The organism is Streptomyces sp. NPDC006393 (assembly GCF_040628575.1).
GTDB lineage: Bacteria > Actinomycetota > Actinomycetes > Streptomycetales > Streptomycetaceae > Streptomyces.
On the sequence record NZ_JBEXZD010000013.1, the window covers coordinates 85,782 to 109,971 of the forward strand.

Consider the following 24,190-nt stretch of genomic DNA (forward strand, 5'->3'; position numbering starts at 1 on the left):
GTGCAATGCTCGGGGAACGGCCCGTTTCTGTCACCATCTACACACTCTGAGTGACCGACTCGGGCTCACCCCCCGAAAAACTTCCGTGAAGGGAACCGGACATGGGTCCCCATCCTGCGGTCGCGGCGATACGCCTGGCGGTACGCCGCGTCCTGAACGACATCCTCGACGAGCAGAGCGCGCCGCACGCCGAGCTGCCCCGTCCCGAACTGCAGACCGCCCACGCGCAGACGCCGCACGCCGCGCAACTGCCGTACGCCCCGCAGACGCCGCACGCCCCCCACTCGCCGTACGGCGACCACGCGCAGGAGAGCACTCCCGCGCCGGGCCCGCGCACCGCCCGGTTCTCCGGGCAGCCCCCGCTCGGCGTGCCGACACCGAGCCGCGGCCGGCGCGTCGCCGCCCGGGTCCCGCAGGGCTCGCCGGCCGCCCACGAGCGCCCGGCGTCGCCGCTCGTCCTCGTGGCCTGCTCCGGCGGGGCCGACTCCATGGCGCTCGCCTCCGCCCTCGCCTTCGAGGCCCCCAAGCTCGGCGTCCGGGCCGGCGGCATCACCGTCGACCACGGCCTCCAGCCCGGCTCCGACCTGCGCGCCGACGAGGTCGCCCAGCGGCTGCGCGAACTCGGCCTGGACCCGGCCGAGGCCGTCGCCGTCGCCGTGGGCCGCGACGGCGGCCCGGAGGCCGCCGCCCGCGACGCCCGCTACGCCGCCCTCGACGCCGCCGCCGACCGCCACGGTGCCGCCGCGATCCTGCTCGGCCACACCCGCGACGACCAGGCCGAGACGGTGCTGCTCGGCCTCGCCCGCGGCTCCGGCATCCGCTCCCTGTCGGGCATGGCCGCGGTCTCGGGGGCCGGCGGCCGTTACCGGCGCCCGTTCCTGCACATCGACCGGCAGACCGCCCGCAAGGCCTGCATGGCCCAGTCCCTGCCCGTCTGGGACGACCCGCACAACACCGACCCCGCCTACACCCGCTCCCGGCTGCGCCACGAGGGCCTGCCCGCCCTGGAGAAGGCGCTCGGCAAGGGCGTCGTCGAGGCCCTCGCCCGCACCGCCCAGCTCTCCCGCGACGACGCCGACGCCCTGGACGCCTGGGCCGGCCAGGCCGAGGCCGCCGCCCGCGACGACGCCGGCTGCCTGGAGTGCGCCAAGCTGCACGCGCTGCCCCCCGCCGTACGCCGCCGTGTGCTGCGCCGCGCCGCCATCGACGCCGGCGCCCCGGCCGGTTCCCTGTTCGCCCGCCACATCGAGGAAGTGGACCGGCTGATCACCGGCTGGCGCGGTCAGGGAGCCATCAACCTCCCCGGCAAAGTCGTCGCCCGCCGGCAGGGTGGCAGACTGGTGATTCGGCAAGGCTGAATCCTTCCCCCCGGGAAGGCGCCGGCCTCCCCTTTCCGGGAGAGCCGGAACAGCCGGTGGGACGACCGACCGAAAGTGATGCGGGTGGACGCGAAAGACATGGGTGCCGACCTTCAGCAGGTACTCATCACCAAGGAAGAGATCGACGCCAAGCTGGCCGAGCTGGCTTCGAAGATCGACGCGGAGTACGCGGACAAGGACCTGCTGATCGTCGGCGTCCTCAAGGGCGCGGTCATGGTCATGGCGGACCTGGCACGCGCCCTGTCCACCCCCGTCACCATGGACTGGATGGCCGTGTCCTCCTACGGCGCGGGCACCCAGTCCTCCGGCGTGGTGCGGATCCTCAAGGACCTCGACACCGACATCAAGGGCAAGCACGTCCTGATCGTCGAGGACATCATCGACTCCGGCCTGACCCTGTCCTGGCTGATCAACAACCTCGGCTCCCGCGAGCCCGCGTCCCTCAAGGTGTGCACGCTGCTGCGCAAGCCGGACGCCGCCAAGGTCGCCATCGACGTGGAGTGGGTCGGCTTCGACATCCCCAACGAGTTCGTCGTCGGCTACGGCCTGGACTACGCCGAGAAGTACCGCAACCTGCCGTTCGTCGGTACGCTCGCCCCCCACGTCTACGGCGGCTGACGCCCTCCGCCGCGGCGCCGTACGGTGATCGGGAACCCCGGCGGCACCGCGGGCGTTGGAGCATGCAGACGGGTACGCCGGCTCTCCCGTGCGGCTACGAGCCGCGATGCTGGGGTACCGTCAGAAGAACTGTCTTATCAAACTCACTATGGCAGGAGGGACGGGGCGGCACCGCTCCGTATGGATGGACGTGAAGCGATACTTCCGTGGGCCGGTCATGTGGATCGTGCTGGCCGTCCTTGCCGTGGTCGTGTTGATGCAGGTCGTCGGCTCGTCCGGCGGCTACAAGACGGTGGACACAGGCCAGGTCGTAGCAGCGATCAATGACAACCGGGTCCAGCAGGCCAAGCTGACCACCGGCGACGAGCAGACCATCAAGGTCGAGCTCAAGGACGGCCAGAAGGTCTCCGGCAGCTCGAAGATCCAGGCCAGCTACATCGGCGACCAGGGCGTCAACATCGCCAACACGCTGCAGGACAAGTACCAGCACAAGCAGATCCCGGACGGCTACACGGTCTCGCCGTCCAAGCAGAACCCGTTCGTCGGCGTGCTGCTCTCGCTGCTCCCCTTCGTCCTCATCGTGGTCGTCTTCCTGTTCCTGATGAACCAGATGCAGGGCGGCGGCTCCCGGGTCATGAACTTCGGCAAGTCCAAGGCCAAGCTCATCACCAAGGACACCCCCAAGACGACCTTCTCGGACGTCGCCGGGGCCGACGAGGCCGTCGAGGAGCTCCAGGAGATCAAGGAGTTCCTCCAGGAGCCGGCCAAGTTCCAGGCCGTCGGCGCCAAGATCCCCAAGGGCGTCCTGCTCTACGGCCCGCCCGGCACCGGCAAGACCCTGCTGGCGCGCGCCGTGGCCGGCGAGGCCGGGGTCCCCTTCTACTCGATCTCCGGTTCCGACTTCGTCGAGATGTTCGTCGGTGTCGGCGCCTCCCGAGTCCGTGACCTGTTCGAGCAGGCCAAGGCGAACGCCCCGGCGATCGTCTTCGTCGACGAGATCGACGCCGTCGGCCGCCACCGCGGCGCCGGCCTCGGCGGCGGTCACGACGAGCGCGAGCAGACGCTGAACCAGCTGCTCGTCGAGATGGACGGCTTCGACGTCAAGGGCGGTGTGATCCTCATCGCCGCCACCAACCGGCCCGACATCCTCGACCCGGCCCTGCTGCGCCCGGGCCGCTTCGACCGCCAGATCGCGGTCGACCGCCCCGACATGCAGGGCCGCCTGGAGATCCTCAAGGTCCACCAGAAGGGCAAGCCGGTCGCGCACGACGTCGACCTGGCCGCCGTCGCCCGCCGCACCCCCGGCTTCACCGGTGCCGATCTGTCCAACGTGCTGAACGAGGCCGCGCTGCTCACGGCCCGCAGCGACCAGAAGCTGATCGACAACAAGATGCTGGACGAGGCGATCGACCGCGTGGTCGCCGGCCCGCAGAAGCGGACCCGGATCATGTCGGACAAGGAGAAGAAGATCACCGCGTACCACGAGGGCGGTCACGCCCTGGTCGCGGCGGCCTCGCCGAACTCCGACCCGGTCCACAAGATCACGATTCTGTCCCGCGGCCGTGCCCTCGGCTACACGATGGTGCTCCCGGACGAGGACAAGTACTCGACCACGCGCAACGAGATGCTCGACCAGCTCGCCTACATGCTGGGTGGCCGCGCCGCCGAGGAACTGGTCTTCCACGACCCGACCACGGGCGCCGCGAACGACATCGAGAAGGCCACCACCACGGCCCGCGCCATGGTCACGCAGTACGGCATGACCGAGCGTCTCGGTGCCATCAAGTTCGGCGGCGACAACACCGAGCCGTTCCTCGGACGTGAGATGGCTCACCAGCGCGACTACTCGGAAGAGGTCGCCGCGCTGGTGGACGAGGAAGTCAAGAAGCTCATCGAGAACGCGCACAACGAGGCCTGGGAGATCCTGGTCGAGAACCGCGACGTCCTCGACAACCTCGTCCTGCAGCTGCTGGAGAAGGAGACGCTGGGCAAGGAGGAGATCGCCGAGATCTTCGCCCCCATCGTCAAGCGCCCGCCGCGGCCCGCCTGGACCGGTTCCTCCCGGCGTACGCCGTCCACCCGTCCGCCGGTGCTCTCCCCCAAGGAGCTGGCCCTGACCAACGGGGCGAACGGCGCGGCGGCGGCGATCAGCACGGTGAAGTCCACCACCACGGACTCCGCCCCGGCGCCGGAGCAGACCCCGGAGGAACGTCCGGAGAACTGACGAAGAGCCGTGCGGGGCCCCCACCGGCCCCGCACGGCCCCGGAATGCATGCCGCGCCCCCCGGGTTCTAGCCTGGGGGGCGCGGCATTCCGTATGCCCCGGCATTTCGCGATGCCCCGGCATTTCGCGTGCCCGCGGTTGAGACAGACAGGAACGAGGCTTCACATGACCGACCCCGTGACGCTGGACGGCGAGAGCACCTTCGGCGAGTTCGACGAGAAGCGCGCCGAGAACGCCGTGCGCGAACTCCTCATCGCGGTCGGCGAGGACCCGGACCGCGAGGGCCTGCGCGACACCCCGGCGCGGGTGGCGCGGGCGTACAAGGAGATATTCGCGGGGCTGTGGCAGAAGCCCGAGGACGTCCTGACGACGACGTTCGACCTGGGCCACGACGAGATGGTGCTCGTGAAGGACATCGAGGTGTACTCGACCTGTGAGCACCATCTCGTCCCGTTCCGGGGCGTGGCTCACGTCGGCTACATCCCGTCCACCAGCGGCAAGATCACGGGTCTGTCCAAGCTGGCCAGGCTCGTGGACGTCTACGCCCGCCGCCCGCAGGTGCAGGAACGGCTCACCACGCAGATCGCCGACTCGCTGATGGAGATCCTGGAGCCGCGCGGCGTGATCGTCGTCGTGGAGTGCGAGCACATGTGCATGTCCATGCGGGGCATCCGCAAGCCCGGGGCCAAGACCATCACCTCGGCGGTGCGCGGTCAGCTGCGGGACGCGGCGACGCGCAACGAGGCGATGAGCCTCATCATGGCGCACTGATGGCGCACTGACGGCCCACGGACGGCGCGCTGACGGCGTGCTGACGCGGTGGCAGCGCTTCCGGTGGCCCGTCAGGCCACCGGTTCCGCCCCCGGGTGGTCCTGGTCGTCGTCCTCGGGGAGTTTGCAGACGCGTTCCAGGAACAGGGCCGCCGCTATCACCGCCAGGCCCGCGACGACCGAGAAGCCGGCGTAGATCGCCTGGTCGCGACGGGCGGGGATGTCGAGGAGCTCCAGAAGGAAGACGCCCGTGCCGCCGTACATGCCGGCGACGAGGGCGGCGACCAGGGCGCTCGCCTGACCGAACACCACCGCACGGGCGGCCATCAGCGGGTCGACGCCCTTGGCGCCGGGGCGGCGCTCGCGCTGCGCCTTCAGCCGGGCTCGCAGGGAGAGGGCCGTGGACAGCAGGACCACGGCGATCAGGGCGAGGACGACGGGGGCGGCCAGGGGGACGCTGGGCAGTGTCCCCACCCCGTTCCACAGGCGGGCGCCCGCCCAGGACAGCACTCCGGCGACGACGAACACGCCGATCAGCACCCTGATGCGCAGCTCTTTCACGGTGTCCCTTCAGCTCCCCCGGACCGTGGGTCGGGCATGAGCGGCTCGTCCCGGCCCGCTGGCGGGTCCGACCGTGCCGTACGTCGTCTGATCTTTCTCGACCTTAACGACTACTCGGGCAGCCGGAGTTCCAGATCCGCGCGCGGCTCCACACCCGCACGGGTGAGAGCGGTCAGCAGGGCCGCCACCGGGCCGCGGCCCGGCAGCTGGGCCTCGGGGTCCACGTCGTGCCACGGGGCGAGGACGAAGGCGCGCTCGTGGGCGCGCGGATGAGGGAGCGTGAGACGCGGGTCGTCGGAGACGACATCGGCGTAGGCGACGATGTCGACGTCGATGGTGCGCGGACCCCAGCGCTCGTCCCGGACCCGGTGGAAGGCCTCCTCGATGGCGTGGGCGCGCTCCAGCAGGGAGGACGGCGGCAGCGTCGTCCTCAGGACCACCACCGCGTTGAAGTACGACGGCTGGGAGCCGGGCTCGACGCCCCACGGCTCCGTCTCGTAGACGGGGGAGACTGCCTTGATGCGCACGCCCGGGGTGTCCTCCAGGGCGTCGACGGCGCCCTGAAGGGTCTCCAGCCGGTTGCCGAGGTTGGAGCCGAGGGAGATCACGGCCCGTTTCGGGTTCTGCAGGGTGGTGTCGGCGGCGTCGACCTTCTCGACGACGGAGGCGGGCACCGGCTGGACGGTCGGGTCGGTGGGGCCCTGGGCGAAAGAAGCGCTCATACTCGGCTCCGGGTGATGGTGACGGTCACGTCGTCGAAGGGGACCGTGATCGGCGCGTCCGGCTTGTGGACGCAGACCTCGACCTCCTGAACCCCCTCGTGCTTCAGGCAGACCTGGGCGATGCGCTCGGCGAGCGTCTCGATGAGGTTCACGGGCTCGCCCTCCACCACGGCGACGACCTCCTCGGCCACGATGCCGTAGTGCACGGTCTTCGCCAGGTCGTCGTCGGCCGCGGCCTGGCGGGTGTCCACGCCCAGGACGAGGTCCACCAGGAAGGTCTGGCCCTCCTCGCGCTCCTTGGGGAACACACCGTGGTGCCCGCGAGCCTTCAGGCCGCGCAGCGCGACACGATCCACGCGAATCACTCCTGCAATCGTCGGTGACGGCCGGTCGCTGCCGCGTGCGGGCGGCACACCGGTCGCCAACGAATCTACCTGCGGACACTGACAGCGCCGGGTCCCGGGCACGGTCCCGTGGGCCGGGCCGGGCAGGTTTCACCGTGCGTTTCCCCTGGAGAACCCGCTCGCACACCGGTCGGCGGCCGCTTCTGCCGCCGGCCCGTGATTCCGGCCACGTCCGGCGCTCGCCGGCGTTCCTCTGTGCTGCGCCTACCCACTCAGGCGGGTGTCTCGTCGTCCCCGGCCTCCTCGTCCTCGTCGCTCTCGGCCAGGACGGGGGAGGCGTGGTGGGACCAGAGCTTCCAGCCGAGCGGTGTGCGCCGGAACACATTGGTGGCGACGACCAGCTGGCCGACCAGCGGCCCGAGCTCGCCGCCGTCGTCGGGAGCGGGGCCGCCGCTGAGGATGTTCTCGGTGCAGGTCACCAGGGCGGTGTCGCCCGTCACCGAGACGTGCACATCGGTGAGGAAGAACTGGATGTAGTCGGTGTTCGCCATGATCAGCGCGTAGGAGCGCAGGACCTCGCCGCGGCCGCTGAGCACCGGCCAGCCGGGGTGCACACAGGAGACCACCCCCGTGTCGGCCGGGTCGTGGTATTCCTCGTCGACGCCCAGGTCGGAGGGGGTGAGCCAGAGCGAGGACAGCTCCTCGAAGTCTCCCTGCTCCAGTGCCTCGTAGAAGGCCGTGTTGGCGGCCTCGACCTCCTCGACGTCGGTGTGGGGGGCGCTCACCGGTGTCCTTCGGCGGAGCGGGAGGGGGTCTCGGTGGTGTGCGTGCCTCCGGCGGGGGCGTTCTGGTGGCCGCGCGCCTGCTCCACGGCGCGTGCGACCCGTACGGCGTCCGCCGTCGCGCGTACCTCGTGGACGCGCACCGCCCATGCGCCGGCGTGCGCCGCGAGCGCGGAGACGGCGGCGGTGGCGGCGTCGCGCTCGCGCGCGGGCGGCGGCGCGCCCTCGGGGCCGGCCAGCACCCGGCCGAGGAACCGCTTGCGGGAGGCGGCGACCAGCACAGGGTGGCCGAGGCCGAGCAGGCGGTCGAGGTGGGCCAGGAGCTCCAGGTCGTGCGCGGCGTCCTTGGAGAAGCCGAGGCCGGGGTCGACCACGATCCGGTCGGGGGCGATGCCGCCGTCCAGAACGGCCTCCACGCGCGCGTGCAGCTCGTCGACGACCTCGGTGACGACGTCCGCGTACACGCCCTTGACGCCGCTGCCCTGGAGGAAGCCGCGCCAGTGCATGACGACGAACGGGACGCGCGCGGCGGCCACCACGGGGATCATGGCCGGGTCGGCGAGGCCGCCGCTGACGTCGTTCACGAGCGCGGCCCCGGCCGCGAGGGCCTGCTCGGCAACGCGGGCGCGCATGGTGTCGACGGAGATCGTGACGCCCTCGGCGGCGAGGCCGCGCACGACGGGGACGACCCGCCGGAGCTCCTCGTCCTCGTCGACGCGGGTGGCGCCCGGGCGGGTGGACTCGCCCCCGACGTCGACCAGGTCGGCACCCTGCGCGACCAGGTCGAGGCCGTGCTTGACGGCGATGGTCGTGTCGAACCAGCGGCCGCCGTCGGAGAAGGAGTCGGGAGTCACGTTCACGACCCCCATGACCGCACACCGGTCCCACGCCGGAAGCCCCGCCACTGTCCCGCGCCCGCTCAGGTTGCTCATATGTTCAGCGTAGGCCCAGGCCCTCCCCACCACGCCCGCGACCCGAACGGCGCCCCACGCCCCCGCGGCCGGGCACGCCGTCCGCAGGCCGGGGTATCGGAACCCGACCGGCTCGGTTTCCGAGAAGGGGTCCCGAGCCGCCCCGCGAGGCGGAAACGGACGGGAGGCCGGGAGGGGCGGGAGGTCCGGGACAGGGTGCGGGGCCGAGGGGGCCTGCGGGGTGCGGGAGGGAGCGTGGCCCGGGAAGGCCTGCGGGGTGCGGGAGGGAGCGTGGCCCGGGAAGGCCTGCGGGGTGCAGGAGGGTGCGTGGTCCGGGGAAGGCTGCGAGGCACAAGAGGCCGGAGCCGGGAGGAACGTCGGGGCCGAGGCCGGAGCGGGGAGCCGGGGTCGAGCGGGGAGCCGGTGTCGAGAGGGGAGCCGGGGTCCAGTGGGGGGCCGGGTCGAGAGAGGAGCCGGGTCGAGAGAGGAGCCCGGTCGAGAGAGGAGGGCAGGGGCCCGAGAGAGGCGGATGGGCTGGAGGGTGGGGCGCTCTCTCGGGCCGGTGGGGGGTCAGGCCGCGCGGATGTCGCGTTCCGCGACCGCGTGGGGGCACGGGCGCTGTGAGGTGCGGCGGCGGCGCAGGAAGCGCGGGAGCGGCAGGGCGAGGTCGACGAAGCCCTCCGCCTGCATGGCGGCGAAGCCGATGCGGGGCAGGTCGGCGGAGGCGCGGTAGACGACGAACCGCGGCTCCCAGCGCGGCTGGAACTTGGCGTTGAACTTGTACAGCGACTCGATCTGGAACCAGCGCGAGAGGAACACCAGCAGCCCGCGCCAGGCCCGCAGCACCGGACCCGCGCCGATCTTCTCGCCGCGTGCCAGCGCCGAGCGGAACATCGCGAAGTTCAGCGAGATCCGGGTGATGCCGAACTTCGGCGCGGCCTGCAACGCCGCCACGATCAGCAGCTCGTTCATGCCGGGGTCGGCCGAGCGGTCGCGGCGCATCAGGTCCAGGGAGACGCCGTCCTCGCCCCAGGGGACGAAGTGCAGGATCGCCTTCAGGTCGCCGTACTCGCCCGGCTCGTCGTCCTGCTTGTGCGCGGTCGCTATGAGGCAGTCCCCGTCGGACGGGTCGCCGATGCGGCCGAGCGCCATGGAGAAGCCCCGCTCGGTGTCGGTGCCCCGCCAGTCCTCGGCGGCCCGCCGGATCCGCTCCAGCTCGGCGTCGCCGAGGTCACGAACGCGCCGCACCCGCGTTTCGTAGCCGGCCCGTTCGATGCGCTTGACCATCTGGCGGACGTTGCGCATCGCGCGTCCGGCGAGCGAGAAATCCGCGACGTCGACCACCGCCTCGTCGCCCAGTTCCAGGGCGTCCAGGCCGGTCTCCCGGGTCCACACCTCGCCGCCGGTCTCGGAGCAGCCCATCACGGCGGGCGTCCAGGAGTGGGCCCTGGCCTCGTCCATGAACCGCTCGATGGCACCCGGCCAGGCCTCGACGTCGCCGATCGGGTCACCGCTGGCGAGCATCACACCGGAGACGACGCGGTACGTCACCGCCGCCTTGCCGCTCGGCGAGAACACCACCGCCTTGTCGCGGCGCAGCGCGAAGTGGCCGAGGGAGTCCCGGCCGCCGTGCTTGGCCAGCAGGTCGCGCAGCCGGCTCTCGTCCTCCTCGGTCAGCCGCGCGGCCGGGTGCTCGGGGCGGAACGCCAGGTAGATCGTGGTGACCGCGGTGAGCCAGCCGAGCGCGCCGAGTGAGAAGGCGACCGTCCAGGACGTGTTGCCCTGGTAGTCGACCGGGCCCTCGAAGCCGAACAGGCCGTAGACGACGTGGGTGAGACGGTCGGCCACGCTCGGGTTGCCGACCATGCGGTGCGCGTGGACGCTCACGATCAGCATGCCGAGCGCCAGCGAACCCGCGCTCATGAGCACGAAGTTGGCCAGCGCCCGCCACCGGCTGCGCGGGTCCGGCAGGGCCGCGAACTCCTTGCGGTGGACCAGCAGCGGCGCCAGCAGCGCCAGCGAGATGACCGCACCGACCACGGAGTGCCGGTAGACGAACTCGGCCGCCGCGCCCGCCGGAAGCAGCGCCACGGCGGCGCGCCAGGCCCGCCGCTTGCGCCGCTTCAGCCCGTGCGCGAGCAACAGCAGCAGCACGCCCGCGCTGAGCGACAGCGCGGCGGCGAACGGGCCGAACGATCCGGGCAGCACCTCGGCGAGGGCGTGCATCCGGCTGTGCCGGAAGCGCGGAAAGACACCCGCCGCGATGTCCAGGAGACCCACGACGGCGGCGGCCCTGCCGACGAGAGCGGGGACGGCCTCGGGGCGCGGACCGCGGAGTATGCGGCGCATCCGACGGGATCGACCCGGAACCTCGCCCGACATTTCCCCATCTATCCTGACAGACATCGCATCCCGTAGTTCTGCGAGAGACCTTGAATCCGGTGCCGATCGGGGCATCCGGCGACATTGCGCCCTCTAGGACGGTGTCTGGGGGAGGGAGGTTCACTCCCCACCGGAAAACCGGGTCAAAGGCCAGGGAAAGCCCGGGGCAAGCCCTCGCCAAGGATGCGTCGGCTCACCCCGGGGGAAGTGCAGGCAGGAAAGAGTCCATGGGTCTCACGAGCAAAAAAGTGCTGGTACTGGCGGTCGCGCTCGCCGTGCTGCTGTTCGTCGCCACGGTGTGGCTGTGGCCGCGCCTGGCGCGCCGCAACTGGCGGGCCGTCAGCGGGCGCGTCGGCATCCTGCTGGCCACGCAGACGATGATCTTCGCCTGCGTCGGCCTCGCCGCCAACCAGGCTTTCGGCTTCTACGCCAGCTGGGCGGACCTGTTCGGACAGGAGACCGACCAGGGTGTCGTCGTCGACCACTCGGCCAACGGCGGCACCGGCGGCCCGCTCCAGGTGGTCTCCACCCAGGCGATGAAGGTGACCGGCGGATCCCGGCCGCAGCTGTCCGGCCAGATCCAGAAGGTCGACATCGTGGGCCGTACGACCCATATCGCCACCTCCGCCTTCGTCTACCTGCCGCCGGAGTACTTCCAGCCGCAGTACCGCACGCGCACCTTTCCGGCGACCGTGGTCCTCACCGGGTACCCGGGCATCGCCCAGTCGCTGGTCAGCAAGCTCAACTACCCGAGCACGGCACTGAATCTGGCCAAGGACGGGCGCATGCAGCCGATGATCCTGGTGATGCTGCGGCCCACCTTGGCTCCGCCGCGCGACACCGAGTGCGTGGACATTCCGGGCGGCCCGCGGACCGAGTCGTTCTTCGCCAGAGATCTTCCCGAGGCCGTCCTCGCCCACTACCGGGTCGGAAAAAAGCCGGGCAGCTGGGGCATTGCCGGTGATTCCACGGGTGGTTACTGCGCGCTGAAACTCGCCATGCATCATCCCGACGTGTACGCGGCGGGCGCGGGACTGTCGCCGTACTACAAGGCGGCGCTCGATCCGACCACCGGTGATCTCTTCCACGGGAACAGGAATCTGAGGAATCGGGCCGACCTGATGTGGAGCATCAAGCACCGTCCCGCTCCGGACACTTCACTGCTCGTCACGAGCAGCAGGCACGGTGAGAACGACTACAAGGCCACGCTCAGGTTCATAGACGCCGTCAGGGCGACGAACAAGACCCGTATCGCCTCGATCATCCTGGACAGCGGCGGCCACAACTTCAACACCTGGAAGCGCGAGATCCCGGCGATGCTCCAGTGGCTCAGCGGGCGGCTGAGCGACCGCTGAGAATGATCTTGTAGAGGGAGTGCGGGCTCTCGGTAGAGGGCGGTGCGGGCTCTCGGAGAAGGCCGGGAGCGGGTCCGAGGAGAAGAACGGAAAAGGGGCCGGGATCCCATGGCCGTCTTTTTGCGGGGCGGGCCACCACGATTCGCCTACGCGCGGTAAGTTTCTGGCCATGCCACGTGGACGTCACCGCCATTCCCCGCCCTTGCACAGGCTGCTGCCTCCTTCGGCGATCGCCGGCGTCTCCCTCGTCTGCGCCCTGGGTCCCTGGGTGTTCACGGCACCGGTGGTGCTGCGGTCCCTCGCCGCGGCCGCCGCGCTGACCGCGCTCACCGGTGCGGTCGTCATGCGCCGCTGGGACGCACAGGCCGGCCGCACGGTCGCCGACCTCACGCGCGCGCGGGCGAGCGACGAGTGGCGCTTCGAGGAACGGGTCGCCGAACTCGAGTCCGACCTGGAGGAGTCGCGCGAACTGCGCGTCCGCCTCGAGCACAAGCTGCGGGCCAAGCGCAAGGAGCTGGCGGGGCTGCGCAACGAGCACGCGGCCCTGCTGCGCCGGTACGCCACCGCGGAGACCGAGCGCGCCAGCGCCCTGGAGGGCCGCCGCCTGCTGGAGCTGGAGGCCGCGCCCGACGCCCGCGCGCTGCCGGCCGCCCCCGCCGACCGGGCAGGCGCGACGACCTCCACCGAGGCCGCCGACGCGGAGGCCGCGGAAGCCGTGAAGGCCACGGAGGCCGCGGAAGCCGCGGAGGCCGCAGAAGCCACGGAGGCTGGGGCGGAGAAGCCCGTGGGCGCGGCTCCGGGCGTGTTCTCCCCGGAGGGTTCCGAGCTGTTCCTGCGCGCCAGGACCGCGCTGTCGCGGTTCGCCGGGGACGCCGAGCCCGCTAAGGAAGCGGTCGCCGGTGCGGCGGCCGGTCCGGCCGGCGGCGGCGACGCGGACGCGGTGCCGGAGGACGAGGCACAGGGGCAGCCGGAGGCGGCCGACGCGCACGAGCACGCGGCCGCCACCCCGACGACCGAGGCGGGCGGGCGTGAGCCGGGCGGGTCCGCCGGGCAGACCGAGACCGGGACGACCACCGCGGCCACCGCGACCACGGCGACCGCGGCGGCTGCCGAGACGAGCGCGGCCACGACTGTCGATGCCGGGACGACGATGGCGACGCCCGAGCCGCTCGCGCCGGGCAGGCCCGCCGGACAGCGGCCCGCCGGCCACTTCACCGTGCCGACCGCCGTGGCCGTCGTGCCGGCCGCGCCCGCGCGGCGCCCGGTGGTCGAGGGCGGGTTCGACTTCTTCGGCACGAAGAACACGAAGAACGGGTCGCCGTCCACCGCCCTGGAGGCCGTCCAGAACGAGGACCTGGCCGACGTCGTGGGCCAGGAGGCCCTCGCCCTGCACAAGGCCGAGTCCGAGTCGCAGTACAAGCGGGCCGGTGCCGAGGGCCATGGCGTGGGTCAGGTCATCGACCTGACGGCTCACGACGAGACGGAGCAGATCGACGTCCAGCGGCTGCGCACCGCGGCGTCCTGAGGCGGGCAGCCCACCCATCGGGGAACCGGACAGAGCAGGCACAGCAGGCACAGCGGGCAGAGCAGGCAGAGCAAGGGGCGTGGCACCTGGGCCACGCCCCTTGCCGTCGCCTCACCCCTGTATCACCTGTGTCGCCGCTGCATCCACCGGTCCGGCCGGGCCTCGCGCCGTCCGGTCCGCGACCGTTCCGCCTGTGCCCGCAGCAGCCGGGCCGCCTCCTCGGCGTCCCGCAGGCGTGCCGTGACGGTCTTGTTCGCGCCCGTGTCCACGTGCACATCGGCGACCCGCCACACCCGCTGCCAGGGCCCCTGTGTGAGCCGTACGCTCTGCACCTTGGCGTGCGGGACGAGCGCGAGCCGCCGCCGCAGCAGCCCGTGCCGGGCGGCGAACACCGCGTCGGTGACGGCGATCCCGTGCCCGCGCCACCACACCGGCGTGCACCACCGGGCGCGCCGCGGGGGGCGTTCCAGGGAGGCGGCCTCCGGCACCGCCACTCCGGGCAGTACGCGCGCGATCACCGACTCGGCGATCCCGCGCGGAGCGACCGGCAGCAGCACGGAGTTCGACGACCCGGCCACGTTCAGCTCGACCCGCACCCAGCCGAGCCGCCGCCACAGCAGCGGCTCCACGATCCGTACGGTCTGCACCCGCCCCGGCGGCACCGTCTCGTGCGTACGGTCGAGCAGGCCCCGGTCGATGCGCAGCCCGTCGGGCGACTCGCTCACCGTCCAGTCGTAGGCGCCCACGAAGCGCCCGGCGCTGCTCGTCACGGCCCCGCCGAACAGCGGCACCGCGACGGCCAGCACCGTCCACAGGCTGTGGGTGGCCAGCCACACCAGCGGCGGTACGACCACCGCGGTGACCAGCGAGCCCCAGGTCGCGCCGATCAGCAGCAGCGAGAGCGCGATCACGCGCGCGGGTACGCGGACGAGTTCCCGCGCGGGCGCCTCGCCGACCTCACGCGCGGTCTCGGGGGCGAAACCGGCGGCCCGCGCGAGCAGTTCGGCGCGCAGGGCACGGGCCTCGTCCTCGCCGAGGAAGGCGAGTTCGTCCTTCTTGTCCGTCCCTATGACGTCCAGCTTCAGCTTGGCCACGCCCGCGACGCGCGCGAGCAGCGGCCGGGTGACGTCGACCGCCTGGATCCGCTCCAGCCGGATGTGTGCGGTGCGGCGGAACAACAGGCCGGTGCGGATGCGCAGTTCGGTGTCGGTCACCGCGAAGTGCGTGAACCACCAGGACAGGAAGCCGTACAGGGCGGCCGCCGGAAGGAGCACCGCGAGCCCGGCCAGCAGCATGGTCGTCGTCAGCCGCGTCAGTTGCTGCTGCGCCTGGCTGGGGTCGTGCACCGCCCACCCGGCGAGCACGGCGACCGGCGCCCACGCCCGCCTGAGCGGCGTCACGGGATGCAGCCGGCGCTCGATCACACCGGGCTCGCCCCGGTCCACGGTCTCGCCGCCCCGGCCCGCGGTCTCGTCGCTCCGGTCCATGGCCTCGGCGACCCCCTCGCCCCCGTCGTCGCCGTCCGCGGCGCCGACGCCCTCGTCGGCCGTCACAACCCCGCCGATCGTGCCTCGCCGAGCCGGGTGAGCCGGTCGCGCAGCCGTTCCGCCTCGGCCGGGTCGAGGCCGGGGATGGTCGCGTCGGTCGCGGCGGCCGCCGTGTGCAGCTGTACGGTGGCCAGCCCGAAGTGCCGTTCGACGGGCCCGGAGGTCACCTCGACCAGCTGCATCCGCCCGTACGGCACGACGGTCTCCTCGTGCCACAGCACACCCCGGGTGATCAGCAGGTCGTCCGCGCGCTCGGCGTAGCGCCAGGAGCGCCAGTTGCGGCCCAGCAGCACCCAGCCCCAGGCCAGCAGCGCCAGCGGCAGCAGTGCGAAGGCCGACCAGGCGGGACCGGCCAGGGCACCGAGCAGCACTCCCACGGCCAGGGCGAGCGGGCCCAGCCACACCACCAGCAGCAGCCGGCGCATCCGCAGCAGTCCCGGCGGCAGCGCGGTCCACTCGGGCTCCGTCCCTGCCGCCCGCTCGTCGTCCAGGCTCCCCGTTTCCATGCGGCAAGCGTACGTACGCAAGACTGTGTCCATGACTCCTACGACGGAGACCATGGTCGGGATCGGCGGCGCCGCGGAGAGCACCGACATGGTGCTCAACATCGGACCGCAGCATCCGTCCACGCACGGCGTGCTGCGGCTGAAGCTGGTGCTGGACGGCGAGCGCATCACGCGCGCGGAGCCGGTGATCGGCTATATGCACCGCGGCGCGGAGAAGCTGTTCGAGGCGAGGGACTACCGCCAGATCATCATGCTCGCCAACCGGCACGACTGGCTGTCGGCGTTCTCGAACGAGCTGGGCGTGGTCCTCGCCGTGGAGCGGATGCTCGGCATGGAGGTCCCCGCGCGCGCGGTGTGGACGCGCACACTGCTCGCGGAGCTGAACCGGGTGCTCAACCACCTGATGTTCCTCGGCTCCTATCCGCTGGAGCTGGGCGGCATCACGCCGGTCTTCTACGCCTTCCGGGAGCGGGAGGTCCTCCAGAACGTCATGGAGGAGGTCTCCGGCGGCCGGATGCACTACATGTTCAACCGGGTCGGCGGGCTCAAGGAGGACCTGCCCGCAGGGTGGGCCACGCGCGCGCGTGCCGCCGTCGCGGCCGTGCGGTCGCGCATGGACGTCTTCGACGACCTGGTGCTCGGCAACGAGATCTTCCGGGGGCGCACGCGGGGCGTGGGGGAGATGACGCCGGAGACCGTGCACGCCTACGGCGTGAGCGGGCCCATCGCACGCGCCTCGGGCGTCGACTTCGACCTGCGCCGCGACGAGCCGTATCTGGCGTACGGGGAGCTGGCGGACACGCTCAAGGTGGTGACCCGGCGGGAGGGCGACTGCCTCGCCCGGTTCGAGTGCCTGCTGGAGCAGACCCACAACGCGCTGGACCTGGCCGACGCCTGTCTGGACCGGCTCGCCGAGCTGCCGCCCGGCCCGATCAACCAGCGGCTGCCGAAGGTGTTGAAGGCCCCCGAGGGACACACCTACGCGTGGACCGAGAACCCGCTCGGCATCAACGGTTACTACCTGGTCAGCAAGGGCGACAAGACCCCGTACCGGCTGAAGCTGCGCTCGGCGTCGTACAACAACATCCAGGCCCTGACCGAGCTGCTGCCGGGGACGCTGGTGGCGGACATGGTGGCGATCCTGGGGTCGATGTTCTTCGTGGTCGGGGACATCGACAAGTAGGGTCCCGTCCTTGCGGCAGGGCCGCTCATCCGGACGGCGGGTCCGTGACGCCGGGGAGCGGGTCCGCGATCCCGACCGGCTGGAGCAGCCAGCCGAAGTCGCCGAGGCCGCCCGGGGCGGTGAGCTCGGCGGCCTCACCGGCGCTCGCGAGGGCGCGTACGTACTCCGAGGGGCGCGTGGAGGCTAGCGAGAGGGGAGGGCGTGCGCCGCTCACCCCGAGGGCGCGCAGCGCCTCGCGCTGGGAGCACAGGCGTGCGCCGGGGAGCGCGACGGCGCACGCGTCCAGGGCGACGTGCGCCGTGATGTCGCACGAGCCGTCCGGCACGGGTGCCGTCTCCCGTCCCTCGCGGAAGCCGGTGAGCGTTCCGAAGGGCGGCCGGGCCCCGGCCGCGTGCGCGTAGTCGACGGCGACCGCGAGGCCGCGCTCGACCCGGGAGACCGCGGCGGCCCAGGCGGCGTCCCGGGGCAGCCCGATCTCGGCGCGCAGCCCCGGCTCGGGCGGCAGCGGCCACCAGCGCGCCAGCCACGCGGCCTCCGCTCCCGACACCGGCTCCCCGAGCCGCTCGGTGCCGTCCCGCCGGACGAGGACGTGCCGGTGCACGCCCGCAGCGTCCACCTCGGCCACCGCCACCGGCACGTTGTCCAGCCACTCGTTGGCGAACAGCAGCCCGGTGAGCCGCTCCGGGGGTTCGCTCAGCCACTCGATCCGGTGATCGAGGCCCGTCGGCCGCCCGGCGATCTCCACCGCGTACACACGCGCGCGGGAGGCCGCCTCGGCGGGCAGCGCGGCGAGCACCCCGGCGGCCAGCTCGCCCCGCCCGGCCGCCATGTCCACGAAGCCGAGCTCCGCCGGGCGTCCCAGCAGCTCGTCCACCCGGCACAGCAGCCGTGCCACGGCCGCCGCGAACAGCGGCGAGGCGTGCACGGACGTACGGAAGTGCCCGGCCGGCCCCTCGGGGCGACGGTAGAAGCCGTCCGGCCCGTACAGGGCCTCCTCGGCCGCCGCCCGCCAGCCGCGCCACTCGCCCGATGTCCCGTTCGTCACACCGCCAGACTAGGCGGACAGGTGATCAGTGCCTCCACCTTGGGGAGTACGAGGGCCGGGTCCGGATCGGCCCTCCGGTTGACCCCTGCACCTATCCACCTTCCCTACTCTGGGTTACGTGCAGCGCCTCTATGACTTCCTCCGCAGACACCCGATGTGGGTCGACGCCTTCTGGGCCGTCGTCCTGCTCGGGATCTCCGGCGTGAGCGTGTCGAGTGTGAACGGGGCGCCTGACCACCACGGATCGATGGGCGCGGCACTGGCCGTGTCCGTCGTGCTGTGCGTGGTGGTCGCGCTGCGCCGGCGTATGCCGGAGAAGATGCTGCTGGTGGCCATCGCGGCCGGCGTGGCGCAGGTGGCGCTGGACGTCGAGACGATGGCCGCCGACTTCGCCATGCTGGTGATCGTCTACACGGTGGCCGCGGACGGCGCCCGCTGGGCCTCCCGGCTCGCGCTGACCATGGGCCTGTGCGCGGCCCCTGTGGCGCAGCTGCGGTGGCCGGCCGAGCACGCGAGCGCGTTGGGCAACGTCGCGATAGTGATCTTCCAGACGGTGCCGTTCGCCCTCGCCTGGGTGCTCGGTGACTCCATCCGCACCCGCCGCGCCTACTTCGCCCAGCTGGAGGAGCGCGCGGCCCGCCTGGAGAAGGAGCGCGAGGCGCAGGCCAAGGTCGCGGTGGCCGCCGAGCGCGCCCGGATCGCCCGCGAGCTGCACGACGTGGTGGCGCACAACGTGTCGGTGATGGTGGTGCAGGCCGACGGCGCCGCCTACGTCCTCGACGCCGCCCCCGACCAGGCGAAGAACGCGCTGGAGACCATCTCCTCCACCGGCCGCCAGGCGCTCGCCGAGATGCGCCGTCTGCTGGGCGTGCTGCGCACCGGCGAGCACCAGGAGGGCGGCGAGTACGTGCCGCAGCCTGACGTGGAGCAGATCAAGGAGCTGGTCGAGCAGTGCCGGAGCTCGGGACTGCCCGTCGACTTCCGGATCGAGGGCACCCCGCGTCCCCTGCCCAGCGGCGTCGAGCTGACCGCGTACCGCATCGTGCAGGAGGCCCTGACCAACACCCGCAAGCACGGCGGGCCGAACACGGGTGCGAGCGTGCGCCTGGTCTACTTCGACGACGGCCTGGGCCTGCTCGTCGAGGACGACGGCAAGGGCGCCCCGCACGAGCTGTACGAGGACGGCGGCGCCGACGGGCAGGGCCACGGCCTGATCGGCATGCGCGAGCGCGTCGGCATGGTCGGCGGCACCCTGGACGCGGGCCCGCGCCCCGGTGGAGGCTTCCGCATCAGTGCCCTGCTGCCGCTCAAACCGGTGCACTGACGCCCGGCGAACCCCCTGTTGATGCCTCTCACGCTCCCTGAGCAGCGGAACACGCCCCCGAGTAGCCGAAGAAGACGGAAGAGGACCCGATGACGATCCGCGTGATGCTCGTCGACGACCAGGTGCTGCTGCGCACTGGATTCCGGATGGTGCTCGCCGCCCAGCCGGACATGGAGGTCGTCGCCGAGGCGGGCGACGGGGTCGAGGCCCTTCAGGTGCTGCGGGCGACCGCGGTCGACGTGGTGCTGATGGACGTGCGCATGCCGAAACTGGACGGTGTGGAGACCACCCGCCGCATCTGTTCGGAGCCGAACCCGCCGAAGGTGCTGATCCTGACCACCTTCGACCTCGACGAGTACGCCTTCTCCGGTCTGAAGGCGGGCGCCTCCGGGTTCATGCTCAAGGACGTGCCGCCCGGGGATCTGCTCGCCGCGATCCGCGCCGTGCACAGCGGCGACGCGGTCGTCGCCCCCTCCACCACGCGCCGCCTGCTCGACCGGTTCGCGCCGATGCTGCCCACCGCCGGCAAGGAGCCCCAGCACAAGGAGCTCCAGCGGCTCACCGAGCGCGAGCGCGAGGTGATGGTGCTGGTCGCGCAGGGCCTGTCCAACGGCGAGATCGCCGCCCGGCTGGTGCTGTCCGAGGCGACCGTGAAGACGCACGTGGGCCGCATCCTGACCAAGCTGAACCTGCGGGACCGGGTGCAGGTGGTGGTCCTCGCCTACGAGACGGGCCTGGTCCGGGCCGGCGGGCACGGCTGAAGGGACGGACCGGCTGCCGGAAGTGCCGGCCGTCGGTAGGGTCTGCGCATGCTCCTGTGGATCAACGGCCCCTTCGGGGGCGGCAAGACACAGACCGCACACGAGATCCAGCGCCGTCTGCCGGGCAGCGTCATCTGCGACCCCGAACACCCCGGCTTCGGGCTGCGCCGCATGATGCCGCCCGAACTGCGCGGCGACTTCCAGGACCTGGCGTCCTGGCGGCAGGGCGTCGTCGAAGTCCTCGACCTGGCCCTGACCAAGCACGACGGCGTGGTGATCGCCCCCATGACCGTCACCGACCCCGGCTACTTCGCCGAGACCGTCGGACGGCTGCGCGAACTGGGTCATGACGTACGGCACTTCTCCCTGCTCGCGGAGCGCGAGACCGTGCTGAAGCGGCTGAACGAACGCGGCCTGGGGCATCTTCTCCAGTTCGTGGCGGGGAAGAACTCCGGGCTGCGCAGGGAGAGCTGGGCCGTCCGGCAGCTCGACCACTGCCTCGAGCGGCTGCGCGAGCCGGGGTTCGCCGAGCACCTGTGGACCGACCACACGAGCGTGCCGAAGATCGCGGACCGGATCGCGGTGCTGGCCGGCCTGACCCTGCGGCCCAACAACGAGGGCCGAGTGCGGACCCGGCTGCGGCAGGCCGGAGTGGGCGTACGGCACATCCGGTTCGACTGACGGCGGGGCTTCTGCCGACCGGGACCGGGCCGAGACACCCCCTAGCGGAGGATTCCCTCCAGGAAGTCGCTGCCCAGCCGGGCCACCATCGCCACGTCCAGCTGGTGGTAGACGTACCGTCCGCGGCGCCGGGTGGTGACCAGGCCCGCCTTCTTCAGGACGCTCAGGTGCCGCGATATCTCGGGTGCGGTCATGCCGTGCACCTGGGTCAGCTCGCCGGTGGTGAAGGCGCTGCGGGCCAGGCTGCGGCACAGCCGCATCCGCACCGGGTGGGACAGCGCGGCCATCCGCAGGGTCAGCTGTTCCACCGAGGGCGGGGCGGCGAGCTCCGGGGAACCCACCGGGTAGTGCAGCACCGGCTGCCAGCCGTACCGGTGCAGGACCATCAGGTGGGGCCAGCCGAGGCTGGTCGGGATGAGCAGCAGGCCGCCGTCCGCCGTGGCCGTGCGGCCCTCGCCGAGCTTGTCGACCGTGATCCGGCCGGCCGCCTCGTCCAGGGACACGGCGGGGGAGACCGCGGCGAGCGCCTCGGGCAGGCCCTTGCGGCGCAGCAGTTCGGTCTTGTGGCGGGCGTCCGCCGCGAGCTGGTGGCGCAGCCGGGACCAGGTCTCCGCGAAGAAGGCCTCGTCGCAGTCCTGGAGGAACTGCCGCAGCCAGGCCCGGATCCGGGGCGGGTCGGTCAGCAGCCGCTCGCTGAAGCGGACCTGTGCGGGCCCGCGCGCGGCGGCCAGCTCCAGGGCGCGGCGGCGCAGGGCGGCGTCGGTGAGCGGACCGGCGCCCGGAGTGCCGTAGGGCAGGGCGCAGGTGAACTCCAGGGCCGCGTCCACGAACTGCTCGTCGGACAGCTTGTCGAGCAGGTCCAGGTCCTCGGCGAGGGTCTGGCCCGGCAGCGCGGAGCCGCCGGGGACGCCCGCGAACGGCATGAACAGGTCGGAGAACGTCGTCCGCCACAGGAAGTCGGCCTCGCACATCCGGTCGGCCAGGTGCGAGTCGAGCCGGGCGGTCGCCCCCGTGGCCCAGCCCTGGAGGCGCGGGTGGTGTCCCGGCTCGGACAGCGCGTGCAGCGCCATGCCGAGTTCGGCCAGGGGGGAGGGCACGACGGCGATCCTCTCCGGCCGCAGCCCCGCGATGTCGATGCGCACGCTCATGCCCCCATGGTGCACGCCGCCACTGACAACGCCGTCCCGATTGACGACGGCCGTCAATCGACGGGACCTCGGCCGGACACCGGCGCACTCTGGGACGACGTCCGGGGCAGCCGCGGAGCCCGATCCATCCCGTCCCGACAAGGCGGCACAGCCATGAGCGTCACGCAGCAGTACCTCCTCGACACCCACCGCGCCCGGCAGCACGGCGAGCCCGTCCCGCCCGCGCCCGGCCTCCACGACCGGCACGTCGTGCGCGAGCTGCACGACCACCGGCGGTTCCGGGCGGTCCTGGCGGGCCGCCCGGTCCGCCGGCGTCCGCTCCGGTCCCTGCTGCGGTGGGCCCGCCTGCGCGCGCGCTCCAGCTAGTCCTTGACCTCTCCCTCCAGCCGGGAGACGAACTCCCCGACCGCCGTCCTCACGTCCTCGGCCGTCCACTCCAGCGCCGCGGCCCGTACGTGGACCTCGGTGCGGGCCATGCCCGGACCCGCCTGCTGCCAGCCGTTCTCGAACAGGGCGGTCCCCGTCTCCTCGATGGCGCGGACGGCCGCCCTTTCGACGACCTCGGGTCCGTACGGCAGCCAGACCTGGAAGTCGTGGGTGTGCGGCACCTCGGGGTGCACACGCGACCAGGGCAGCCCCGCCGTCGCGAACCCCTCGCGCAGCGCGGCGGCCACCACGCGCGCGTGCCGTACGTAGTCGGGCAGCCGGGGCAGCTCGCGCTCCAGGCCGATCAGCGCCGACAGCGCCGTGGGGAACTGCTGGAACACCATGCCGCCGTACCGGTGCCGCCAGGCCTTCGCCTCCTCCACCAGCGTCTTGGGACCGCCGAGGGCCGCGCCGCCGAAGGCCCCCAGGCCCTTGTAGAACGACACGTAGACGCTGTCGGCCAGGTCCGCGATCTCCTCCAGGGGACGGCCGAAGTGAACGGTGGACTCCCACAGGCGGGCCCCGTCGAAGTGCACCACCGCGTCCCGCTCCCGAGCGGCCTCGACGACCTCCGAGAGCTCCTCCCAGGAGGGCAGCACGAAACCCGCGTCCCTGAGGGGCAGTTCGAGCATCAGTGTCCCGAAGGGCTCGTCGAGGCCGCGTATCTCACCGGCGGTGGGCAGCCGGGGCTCGCTCGTCACCCGTACCGGCCGCAGGCCGCTGACCTGGCTGAACGCGTTCCGCTCGTGCACTTCGGGGTGGGACAGCGCGTGCAGGGCGACGGCCGGGCTGCCCGTGCGGCCGGCCCAGCAGCGCAGGGCGACCTGCTGGGCCATCGTGCCGGTCGGGAAGAACGCGGCGGCCTCGGTGCCGAGCAGCCCGGCGACCTTCTCCTCCAGGGCCTCCACGACGCCGTTGCCGTACAGGTCCGACCGCTGGTCGAGGTCGTACACGTCCTCCGCCGTCGCCAGCAGCTCCAGCCGCTGCCGGAGGGTGCCCAGGAAGGCGTGGCGCGCGAGCGCGCGCGGCGCGCTCCGGCAGGCGGCGACGCGCCGCTCCCGCAGACGCCTGCGCCCCTCGTCCTCCGACAGTTGTTCGGTTCCTTGCTCGTCCTGCGTCGCGGTATCGCTCATGCCGGGATCATCCCGCGCGCCGGCCGGAGCGGGCACCCGGTTTCCCGTGCCGGCGGCCGTGGGGAAGCCCACAGCCTGTGGACGACCGAACGCCTCCGGGACGGATAGCGTTAACATGACGAGAAATCGTCCGGTACCCCGAGCGGACTGGAACGGGAAGGCCACCGTCGCGTGAGTACAAGCCAACAGCCAGACCCCAGGGACCGCCCCGCGCGGCTCACCGTCGGCGTCGTCGGCGCCGGCCGGGTGGGCCCCGCGCTCGCCGCGTCCCTCCAGCTCGCCGGCCACCGCCCCGTGGCCGTCTCCGGGGTCTCCGACGCGTCCAGGCGCCGGGCCGAGCTGATGCTCCCCGGCGTGCCCCTGATGACCCCCGCCGAGGTGCTGCAACAGTCCGAACTGGTGCTCCTGACCGTCCCCGACGACGCGTTGCCCGGACTCGTCGCCGGCCTCGCCGAGACCGGCGCCGTACGGCCCGGACAGCTGCTCGCGCACACCTCCGGGCGATACGGCGCGAAGGTGCTGGACCCCGCCCTGCGCGCGGGCGCGCTGCCGCTGGCCCTGCACCCGGCGATGACCTTCACCGGCACACCCGTGGACGTACAGCGGCTGGCCGGCTGCTCCTTCGGCGTCACCGCCCCCGAGGAACTGCGCCTGGCCGCCGAGGCCCTGGTCATCGAGATGGGCGGCGAGCCCGAGTGGATCGCCGAGGAGATGCGGCCGCTGTACCACGCGGCGCTCGCGCTCGGCGCGAACCACCTGGTGACGCTGGTCGCCCAGTCCATGGAGCTGCTGCGCGAGGTGGGCGTCGAGGCGCCCGACCGGATGCTGGGCCCGCTGCTCGGCGCCGCCCTGGACAACGCCCT

At 72.4% G+C, this 24,190-nt stretch carries 23 protein-coding genes; 12 read left to right on the plus strand and 11 right to left on the minus strand.

Annotated features, from left to right (window positions below; all coding sequences use genetic code 11):
* The first annotated feature begins 101 nt into the window (after nt 1–101).
* From tilS to folE, 4 genes are all read left to right on the plus strand, one after another.
* The gene (tilS, locus tag ABZ484_RS09145; protein ID WP_358865236.1) at nt 102–1,358 is read left to right on the plus strand and encodes a tRNA lysidine(34) synthetase TilS; all 1,257 of its coding nucleotides are present in this window, start codon (nt 102–104) and stop codon (nt 1,356–1,358) included.
* A gap of 78 nt (nt 1,359–1,436) precedes the next feature.
* Nucleotides 1,437–1,997 carry a hypoxanthine phosphoribosyltransferase gene (gene hpt / locus ABZ484_RS09150; protein WP_358865259.1) on the plus strand — a complete coding sequence of 187 codons (561 nt, stop codon included), beginning with the start codon at nt 1,437–1,439 and terminating at the stop codon, nt 1,995–1,997.
* A gap of 184 nt (nt 1,998–2,181) precedes the next feature.
* Nucleotides 2,182–4,221 carry an ATP-dependent zinc metalloprotease FtsH gene (gene ftsH / locus ABZ484_RS09155; RefSeq protein WP_358865237.1) on the plus strand — a complete coding sequence of 680 codons (2,040 nt, stop codon included), beginning with the start codon at nt 2,182–2,184 and terminating at the stop codon, nt 4,219–4,221.
* A 165-nt stretch (nt 4,222–4,386) separates the two neighbouring features.
* Complete coding sequence (gene folE / locus ABZ484_RS09160) at nt 4,387–4,992, plus strand: GTP cyclohydrolase I FolE (protein WP_358865238.1); 606 nt, start codon at nt 4,387–4,389, stop codon at nt 4,990–4,992.
* Nucleotides 4,993–5,063: 71 nt separating this feature from the next.
* Here folE and ABZ484_RS09165 read toward each other — a convergent pair whose 3' ends face one another.
* The 6 genes from ABZ484_RS09165 to ABZ484_RS09190 all read right to left on the minus strand — a co-directional run bounded on the left by ABZ484_RS09165 (nt 5,064) and on the right by ABZ484_RS09190 (nt 10,693).
* Complete coding sequence (locus ABZ484_RS09165) at nt 5,064–5,552, minus strand: DUF3180 domain-containing protein (RefSeq protein ID WP_358865239.1); 489 nt, start codon at nt 5,550–5,552, stop codon at nt 5,064–5,066.
* A 110-nt stretch (nt 5,553–5,662) separates the two neighbouring features.
* On the minus strand, nt 5,663–6,274 hold the full coding sequence (gene folK, locus ABZ484_RS09170; RefSeq protein WP_358865240.1) for a 2-amino-4-hydroxy-6-hydroxymethyldihydropteridine diphosphokinase: 612 nt from the start codon (nt 6,272–6,274) through the stop codon (nt 5,663–5,665).
* Complete coding sequence (gene folB / locus ABZ484_RS09175; protein ID WP_358865241.1) at nt 6,271–6,630, minus strand: dihydroneopterin aldolase; 360 nt, start codon at nt 6,628–6,630, stop codon at nt 6,271–6,273. Before folB ends, folK begins: the two co-directional genes overlap by 4 nt.
* Before the next feature lie 260 nt (nt 6,631–6,890).
* On the minus strand, nt 6,891–7,403 hold the full coding sequence (locus ABZ484_RS09180) for a nuclear transport factor 2 family protein (protein WP_358865242.1): 513 nt from the start codon (nt 7,401–7,403) through the stop codon (nt 6,891–6,893).
* Nucleotides 7,400–8,332: a dihydropteroate synthase gene (gene folP, locus ABZ484_RS09185; protein WP_358865243.1), complete on the minus strand. Its 933-nt coding sequence runs from the start codon at nt 8,330–8,332 to the stop codon at nt 7,400–7,402. The genes ABZ484_RS09180 and folP overlap by 4 nt, the downstream gene beginning before the upstream one ends.
* A gap of 549 nt (nt 8,333–8,881) precedes the next feature.
* Nucleotides 8,882–10,693 (minus strand): phosphatidylglycerol lysyltransferase domain-containing protein, encoded by a 1,812-nt coding sequence (locus ABZ484_RS09190; protein WP_358865244.1) that lies wholly within the window; start codon nt 10,691–10,693, stop codon nt 8,882–8,884.
* A gap of 227 nt (nt 10,694–10,920) precedes the next feature.
* On the opposite strand from ABZ484_RS09190, the gene ABZ484_RS09195 reads away from it, so the two are divergent.
* Entirely contained in the window at nt 10,921–12,048 is a 1,128-nt protein-coding gene (locus tag ABZ484_RS09195; RefSeq protein WP_358865245.1) for an alpha/beta hydrolase-fold protein, read from the plus strand.
* A 169-nt stretch (nt 12,049–12,217) separates the two neighbouring features.
* A complete protein-coding gene (locus ABZ484_RS09200; protein WP_358865246.1) occupies nt 12,218–13,573 on the plus strand; it encodes a hypothetical protein in 1,356 nt (451 codons plus the stop codon).
* A gap of 122 nt (nt 13,574–13,695) precedes the next feature.
* On the opposite strand, the gene ABZ484_RS09205 is transcribed toward ABZ484_RS09200, so the two are convergent.
* Together ABZ484_RS09205 and ABZ484_RS09210 are read right to left on the minus strand one after the other, a co-directional pair.
* Nucleotides 13,696–15,060, minus strand: a complete 1,365-nt coding sequence (locus ABZ484_RS09205) for a PH domain-containing protein (RefSeq protein ID WP_358865260.1) — start codon at nt 15,058–15,060, stop codon at nt 13,696–13,698.
* A gap of 62 nt (nt 15,061–15,122) precedes the next feature.
* The gene (locus ABZ484_RS09210) at nt 15,123–15,626 is read right to left on the minus strand and encodes a PH domain-containing protein (RefSeq protein WP_358865247.1); all 504 of its coding nucleotides are present in this window, start codon (nt 15,624–15,626) and stop codon (nt 15,123–15,125) included.
* A 31-nt stretch (nt 15,627–15,657) separates the two neighbouring features.
* On the opposite strand from ABZ484_RS09210, the gene ABZ484_RS09215 reads away from it, so the two are divergent.
* Nucleotides 15,658–16,809: an NADH-quinone oxidoreductase subunit D gene (locus ABZ484_RS09215; RefSeq protein ID WP_358865248.1), complete on the plus strand. Its 1,152-nt coding sequence runs from the start codon at nt 15,658–15,660 to the stop codon at nt 16,807–16,809.
* A gap of 25 nt (nt 16,810–16,834) precedes the next feature.
* On the opposite strand, the gene ABZ484_RS09220 is transcribed toward ABZ484_RS09215, so the two are convergent.
* A complete protein-coding gene (locus ABZ484_RS09220; protein WP_358865249.1) occupies nt 16,835–17,854 on the minus strand; it encodes an SAM-dependent methyltransferase in 1,020 nt (339 codons plus the stop codon).
* Nucleotides 17,855–17,972: 118 nt separating this feature from the next.
* Between ABZ484_RS09220 and ABZ484_RS09225 the strand changes: the two genes are divergently transcribed.
* The 3 genes from ABZ484_RS09225 to ABZ484_RS09235 all read left to right on the plus strand — a co-directional run bounded on the left by ABZ484_RS09225 (nt 17,973) and on the right by ABZ484_RS09235 (nt 20,620).
* Nucleotides 17,973–19,178, plus strand: a complete 1,206-nt coding sequence (locus ABZ484_RS09225; RefSeq protein WP_358865250.1) for a sensor histidine kinase — start codon at nt 17,973–17,975, stop codon at nt 19,176–19,178.
* An 89-nt stretch (nt 19,179–19,267) separates the two neighbouring features.
* On the plus strand, nt 19,268–19,939 hold the full coding sequence (locus ABZ484_RS09230; protein WP_030177381.1) for a response regulator transcription factor: 672 nt from the start codon (nt 19,268–19,270) through the stop codon (nt 19,937–19,939).
* Nucleotides 19,940–19,987: 48 nt separating this feature from the next.
* The gene (locus tag ABZ484_RS09235; protein WP_358865251.1) at nt 19,988–20,620 is read left to right on the plus strand and encodes an AAA family ATPase; all 633 of its coding nucleotides are present in this window, start codon (nt 19,988–19,990) and stop codon (nt 20,618–20,620) included.
* A gap of 41 nt (nt 20,621–20,661) precedes the next feature.
* On the opposite strand, the gene ABZ484_RS09240 is transcribed toward ABZ484_RS09235, so the two are convergent.
* Entirely contained in the window at nt 20,662–21,768 is a 1,107-nt protein-coding gene (locus tag ABZ484_RS09240; protein ID WP_358865252.1) for a DUF5937 family protein, read from the minus strand.
* Between the two features lie 153 nt (nt 21,769–21,921).
* Here ABZ484_RS09240 and ABZ484_RS09245 point away from each other — a divergent pair, with 153 nt between their 5' ends.
* Entirely contained in the window at nt 21,922–22,134 is a 213-nt protein-coding gene (locus ABZ484_RS09245; RefSeq protein WP_358865253.1) for a hypothetical protein, read from the plus strand.
* Here the strand turns inward: ABZ484_RS09245 and ABZ484_RS09250 are convergent.
* Nucleotides 22,131–23,327, minus strand: a complete 1,197-nt coding sequence (locus ABZ484_RS09250) for a beta-eliminating lyase-related protein (RefSeq protein ID WP_358865254.1) — start codon at nt 23,325–23,327, stop codon at nt 22,131–22,133. The two genes, ABZ484_RS09245 and ABZ484_RS09250, sit on opposite strands and share 4 nt — an antisense overlap.
* 171 nt (nt 23,328–23,498) lie before the next feature.
* Between ABZ484_RS09250 and ABZ484_RS09255 the strand changes: the two genes are divergently transcribed.
* Nucleotides 23,499–24,190, plus strand: a 692-nt coding sequence (locus ABZ484_RS09255; protein WP_358865255.1) for a DUF2520 domain-containing protein, incomplete at its 3' end; no start/stop codon positions are given.

What these genes read in the sequence shown, in the direction of transcription:
- ABZ484_RS09230 (WP_030177381.1), top strand. Translation starts at nt 19,268, where the DNA reads ATGACGATCCGCGTGATGCTCGTCGACGACCAGGTGCTGCTGCGCACT.
- ABZ484_RS09200 (WP_358865246.1), top strand. Translation starts at nt 12,218, where the DNA reads ATGCCACGTGGACGTCACCGCCATTCCCCGCCCTTGCACAGGCTGCTG.
- ABZ484_RS09245 (WP_358865253.1), top strand. Translation starts at nt 21,922, where the DNA reads ATGAGCGTCACGCAGCAGTACCTCCTCGACACCCACCGCGCCCGGCAG.
- folK (WP_358865240.1), bottom strand. Translation starts at nt 6,274, where the DNA reads ATGAGCGCTTCTTTCGCCCAGGGCCCCACCGACCCGACCGTCCAGCCG.
- ABZ484_RS09195 (WP_358865245.1), top strand. Translation starts at nt 10,921, where the DNA reads ATGGGTCTCACGAGCAAAAAAGTGCTGGTACTGGCGGTCGCGCTCGCC.
- ABZ484_RS09250 (WP_358865254.1), bottom strand. Translation starts at nt 23,327, where the DNA reads ATGAGCGATACCGCGACGCAGGACGAGCAAGGAACCGAACAACTGTCG.
- ABZ484_RS09205 (WP_358865260.1), bottom strand. Translation starts at nt 15,060, where the DNA reads ATGGACCGGAGCGACGAGACCGCGGGCCGGGGCGGCGAGACCGTGGAC.
- ABZ484_RS09190 (WP_358865244.1), bottom strand. Translation starts at nt 10,693, where the DNA reads ATGTCGGGCGAGGTTCCGGGTCGATCCCGTCGGATGCGCCGCATACTC.
- ABZ484_RS09215 (WP_358865248.1), top strand. Translation starts at nt 15,658, where the DNA reads ATGACTCCTACGACGGAGACCATGGTCGGGATCGGCGGCGCCGCGGAG.
- ABZ484_RS09235 (WP_358865251.1), top strand. Translation starts at nt 19,988, where the DNA reads ATGCTCCTGTGGATCAACGGCCCCTTCGGGGGCGGCAAGACACAGACC.
- ABZ484_RS09210 (WP_358865247.1), bottom strand. Translation starts at nt 15,626, where the DNA reads ATGGAAACGGGGAGCCTGGACGACGAGCGGGCGGCAGGGACGGAGCCC.
- hpt (WP_358865259.1), top strand. Translation starts at nt 1,437, where the DNA reads ATGCGGGTGGACGCGAAAGACATGGGTGCCGACCTTCAGCAGGTACTC.
- ABZ484_RS09240 (WP_358865252.1), bottom strand. Translation starts at nt 21,768, where the DNA reads ATGAGCGTGCGCATCGACATCGCGGGGCTGCGGCCGGAGAGGATCGCC.
- folE (WP_358865238.1), top strand. Translation starts at nt 4,387, where the DNA reads ATGACCGACCCCGTGACGCTGGACGGCGAGAGCACCTTCGGCGAGTTC.
- tilS (WP_358865236.1), top strand. Translation starts at nt 102, where the DNA reads ATGGGTCCCCATCCTGCGGTCGCGGCGATACGCCTGGCGGTACGCCGC.
- ftsH (WP_358865237.1), top strand. Translation starts at nt 2,182, where the DNA reads ATGGACGTGAAGCGATACTTCCGTGGGCCGGTCATGTGGATCGTGCTG.
- folP (WP_358865243.1), bottom strand. Translation starts at nt 8,332, where the DNA reads ATGAGCAACCTGAGCGGGCGCGGGACAGTGGCGGGGCTTCCGGCGTGG.